Here is a 4,165-nt window from a genome sequence, read left to right on the forward strand (position 1 = left end):
TTGGATATTTTTTCCTCATCTCTTACCTCAATATTCTTTCTTTATATACTACGTATTCCTTGGTTTGTGGACAACCTCTTACAATTACGTTGTACAGTTCTCCTTCTATTTCGTTATACACTTTATAAGCCTCACAATAAAAATTGAATATAAAAATTATTACTAATATAGTATAATTATTATGAAAAAGCGTGCTATGCTTTAACAATAAGCTAGTATATAAATATGGGGCTGTAAATCAAAAATTTTAGCAATCTAAAGAAATTTTACTATTACCTTCTATATTGAATTCTCTACGAAGATCAGCAGACAAGTTTATGCTTTCCCAAGAAAATCCACCGTCACTTTTTGACTCTTTACCAAAATGTCCATAACAGGCTGTACGTTTATATATAGGGCAATTAAGCGATAAATGCTTGATTATGCCTTTTGTTGATAAATCTATATTATTCTCGATAAACTTTTTAATTACTCTTTCCTCTACCTTATTCGCACCAAATGTATCAATATAGAATGAAGTAGGTTTTGATACACCAATTGCATAAGAAAGCTGCACAAGACAACGTTCAGCCAAACCTGCAAAGACAATATTTTTAGCAAGGTATCTTGCCATATAAGCCGCAGATCTATCAACTTTAGTTGCATCTTTTCCGGAAAATGCCCCTCCACCGTGTGGAATATAACCTCCATAAGTATCAACCATAATTTTTCGTCCGGTTAATCCACAATCACTAACCGGTCCACCAATAACAAATCTACCAGTTGGATTGACTAAGAGATTTTCCTCAGGACACATCCATCCTTCAGGTAAAGATGAAACTATGTAAGGGTAAATTATTTCTTTTACTTTTGATTGATCCAAATCCTCAGGGTGCTGTATTGAGACAATAATACTTTCAGCACGTACTGGAAGGTTATTCTCATATGCCAAAGTGATTTGTGACTTTGCATCTGGACCAAGTTTTGCTTCTTTAACTGCACTCATGATATTTTTCAGAATCGAGTGTGCATAAAAAATGGGTGCCGGCATAAGGTTTTCTGTCTCTATTGTTGCATAGCCATACATTATGCCCTGATCCCCAGCACCTTGATCCAACCCTATTGCAATGTCATTTGATTGCTCATGCAGCAATATATTTACTTTCACTTTTCTCCAGTGGAACCCATCGTGCTTGTAACCAATATCTTTTATTGTATTCCGTACAATACTTTTAATCTTGCTATTCTTAATGTTAGGCCCAAACACTTCCCCAGCTATAATAACGTTATCTTTGGTGACTAAAGTCTCTATTGCAGCTCGCGCAAAAGGATCAGTAAAAAGGTATTTATCAAGTATTGCATCTGAAATTTGATCTGCTACTTTATCTGGATGACCAGCCGCAACTGATTCACTGGTTACTAAATTTTTATACAAACTCATGTTTTTGCTTATACAATATCAAAACCGCTATAGAAAACACAGTTAGTAACTACTAAATGGTGGGTCTGGGAAGAGTTGAACCTCCGACCTCACGCTTATCAGGCGTGCGCTCTAACCACCTGAGCTACAGACCCATGATTTATTCAAGCTGAAGCTTTCATATTATCTGTAGGCACGATATCAATAAAAGTCTTTTTATTTGCTGACCTTCTAAAACTGACCCAGCCTTCTACTTTAGCAAAAATCGTATGATCTTTACCTATACCAACATTCTTCCCAGGATGGAATTTTGTGCCTCTTTGGCGCACAATTATGTTACCAGGAATAACCTTCCCATTCTTCTTTATTCCTAACCTACGACCCGCTGAATCTCTACCATTACAGGAACTACCACCTGATTTTTTAGTTGCCATATCTTACCTCTTACTTTTGAAGACTAATTTCATTTATACGAAGAACAGTTATATACTGCCTATGACCAGTTTTCCTACGGTAATTTTTTCTTCTTTTCTTCTTAAAGATTATAATTTTTTCCCCCCTGCACTGCTCCAACACTTCAGCTTTAACAGTAGCATTAGATGAATAAGATAAGCCATTATTTGAAATACAAATCACCTGATTGATTTCCACCTCTTTTTTTTCTTCAGCTTCTAACTTCTCTACCTTTATTATACTACCTTCTTTTACTAAATATTGCTTTCCACCAGTCTCAATTACTGCAAACATGATAAATATAAATTATTGTTATTAACTTTAATCGTAAACGATGTCATATACGCTGTCAATATAAATAAAAAGCATGACTTAACGTTCTTTTTGAGCTACTAAAATACTTCTATCTGTTTTCATCTTTTATCTACCTTTTCTCAGACAGTAGACTTCTTGCATAACCTAAGCAGAAAAAAGGCAAATAGTTATTATAGCTCTAAGTTTACCGACGATAAGAACCGTCATTCAAGTAGCCCCTCCCTGCCATCCAAGTAGCCTCCTTCTCCTGTCATCCCAGTGCCCAGACACTGGGATCCAGGTTGGATACTGAGTTGGTAAGTATAAAAGTGTTGTGTTATGGCTAACGCTAACTCTACGTCATACTGCGATTCATTCGCGGTATCTCTAGATCCCGCTCACAAGCAGCGGGATGACGGTTGTCGTTTAGCCATAAATATTTAAGAAATTTACCAAATGAAAAAAAAGGCAAAAGAAACCCCGTGGTGCTGGTTTTGACCCTCTAATACTTTAAATTGGCGCTATAATAATGTGCTGACGCTTAGTTTAAGCGCGGTTTGGCTGAATGTAGAAAAAATTTAAAAGACATGCAGCAGCTATAATTTTATGTAATCCGCCAAAAGATACCCTGAGTTTTTTACTGAATTTTGTCATTGAACCTGCGCAGATCAAAAACAAGTTTTGAGTCAAAAAGACCCTTAATACTATAATAAGGGGGCTGGCGAAGTTTGTAAAGCAATTTTTTTTGTTTCTATTGAATGACAGTTGTGGCCTGGGAGGTAATGCAAGAAGTCTAATATAATTACAGCGAATTACTTTATTCTCTTAATCACCTGCTTTTCCCTTGCTATTGCAAGGCTTTTTTCTGGTACATCCTCAACTATAACACTACCTGCTGCAATTACAGATTCATCATGAATATTAAGCGGCGCAATTAGTGAGCTATTGGCGCCAACAAAGCAATTGCTCCCTATATTCGTTTCATGTTTATTTTTCCCATCATAATTACAAACAATAGTGCCTGCTCCTATATTACTCTCCTGCCCTACTTTAGCATTTCCTATATAACTTAAGTGTTTTATTCTAGTGTTTTGACCAACTTCACTTGTTTTCACTTCCACAAAATTTCCTATTTTTGCCTTATTACCAATTGTTGTGTTTCCGCGTATTCTGGTAAATGGACCGACCTCAGCATTACTTTTAATTAAGCAGTTTTCTAAATGCGAAAATGGCAGTATTTTCGCACCAGACTCTATTTTCACTCCAGTACCGAAAAAAACATATGGGTAAATCACTGAATCTCTGGCAATTTGCGTATCAAGAGAAAAGAAAACAGTCTCTGGTGCAACAAGCGTTACTCCGGAGTCGGTAAAAATTTTTCTTTTATTTTCTTGAAAGTAAAATTCAGCTTTTATAAGGTCATTTCTGTTATTTATTCCCGTTGCTTCTTCTCCACCGGTAATAACGTAACCGACATTTAAATTACTCTTCACTGCAATGGAAACTATATCGGTCAAGTAATATTCATGAGTTGAGCTATTGCACTCTATTTTCTCCACCAATTCACGTAAATTCTTTGCACATGCAACCATTATTCCAGCATTTGCAAGAAATTCTTCATGATTATTTTTATCACTCTTTGCTTCTACGATTTCTCTTAAGGAACCATTCTCAATAATTAACCTACCGTATTCTTTATTGCTTGTCCTAAAACCTAGGCAAACTAGAGCCTTGCCTTCTAAATAACTAATCATTTTAGTTATTGTGCTGCTTTTTATGAGCGGAGTATCCCCATACTGCACAACAACTATGCTTGAATCTGGCAATTCTCTTAGGTTTCTCATCGCAGTTTTGACCGCATCTCCCGTGCCAAGTGTTAATTCTTGTGTAATTAACTGTATATCCTTAAAACACTTTAGTCTTTCAATTAAAGGCTGATCAACTACAACAGCAATATTTTCAGGATTTAACTGTTTTGCATTGTAAATGACATGCTGGAGCATGGAAAAACTGCCTATT

4 protein-coding genes and 1 tRNA gene are annotated in these 4,165 nt (G+C 35.9%); all 5 read right to left on the reverse strand.

Going from position 1 to position 4,165, the window contains the following annotated elements; translation table 11 throughout:
* Positions 1-247 precede the first annotated feature (247 nt).
* On the reverse strand, positions 248-1,420 hold the full coding sequence (gene metK, locus BA053_RS05465) for a methionine adenosyltransferase (RefSeq protein ID WP_065106847.1): 1,173 nt from the start codon (positions 1,418-1,420) through the stop codon (positions 248-250).
* 57 nt (positions 1,421-1,477) lie between these two features.
* A tRNA-Ile gene (locus BA053_RS05470) sits at positions 1,478-1,554 on the reverse strand.
* A 9-nt stretch (positions 1,555-1,563) separates the two neighbouring features.
* Positions 1,564-1,833 (reverse strand): 50S ribosomal protein L27, encoded by a 270-nt coding sequence (gene rpmA / locus BA053_RS05475; protein ID WP_038249057.1) that lies wholly within the window; start codon positions 1,831-1,833, stop codon positions 1,564-1,566.
* A 10-nt stretch (positions 1,834-1,843) separates the two neighbouring features.
* On the reverse strand, positions 1,844-2,146 hold the full coding sequence (gene rplU, locus BA053_RS05480) for a 50S ribosomal protein L21 (protein ID WP_065094687.1): 303 nt from the start codon (positions 2,144-2,146) through the stop codon (positions 1,844-1,846).
* 812 nt (positions 2,147-2,958) lie between these two features.
* On the reverse strand, positions 2,959-4,165 hold a 1,207-nt coding region (locus tag BA053_RS05485; RefSeq protein WP_245611612.1), incomplete at its 5' end, for an NTP transferase domain-containing protein.

The organism is Wolbachia endosymbiont of Nomada ferruginata (assembly GCF_001675785.1).
Taxonomy (GTDB): domain Bacteria; phylum Pseudomonadota; class Alphaproteobacteria; order Rickettsiales; family Anaplasmataceae; genus Wolbachia; species Wolbachia pipientis.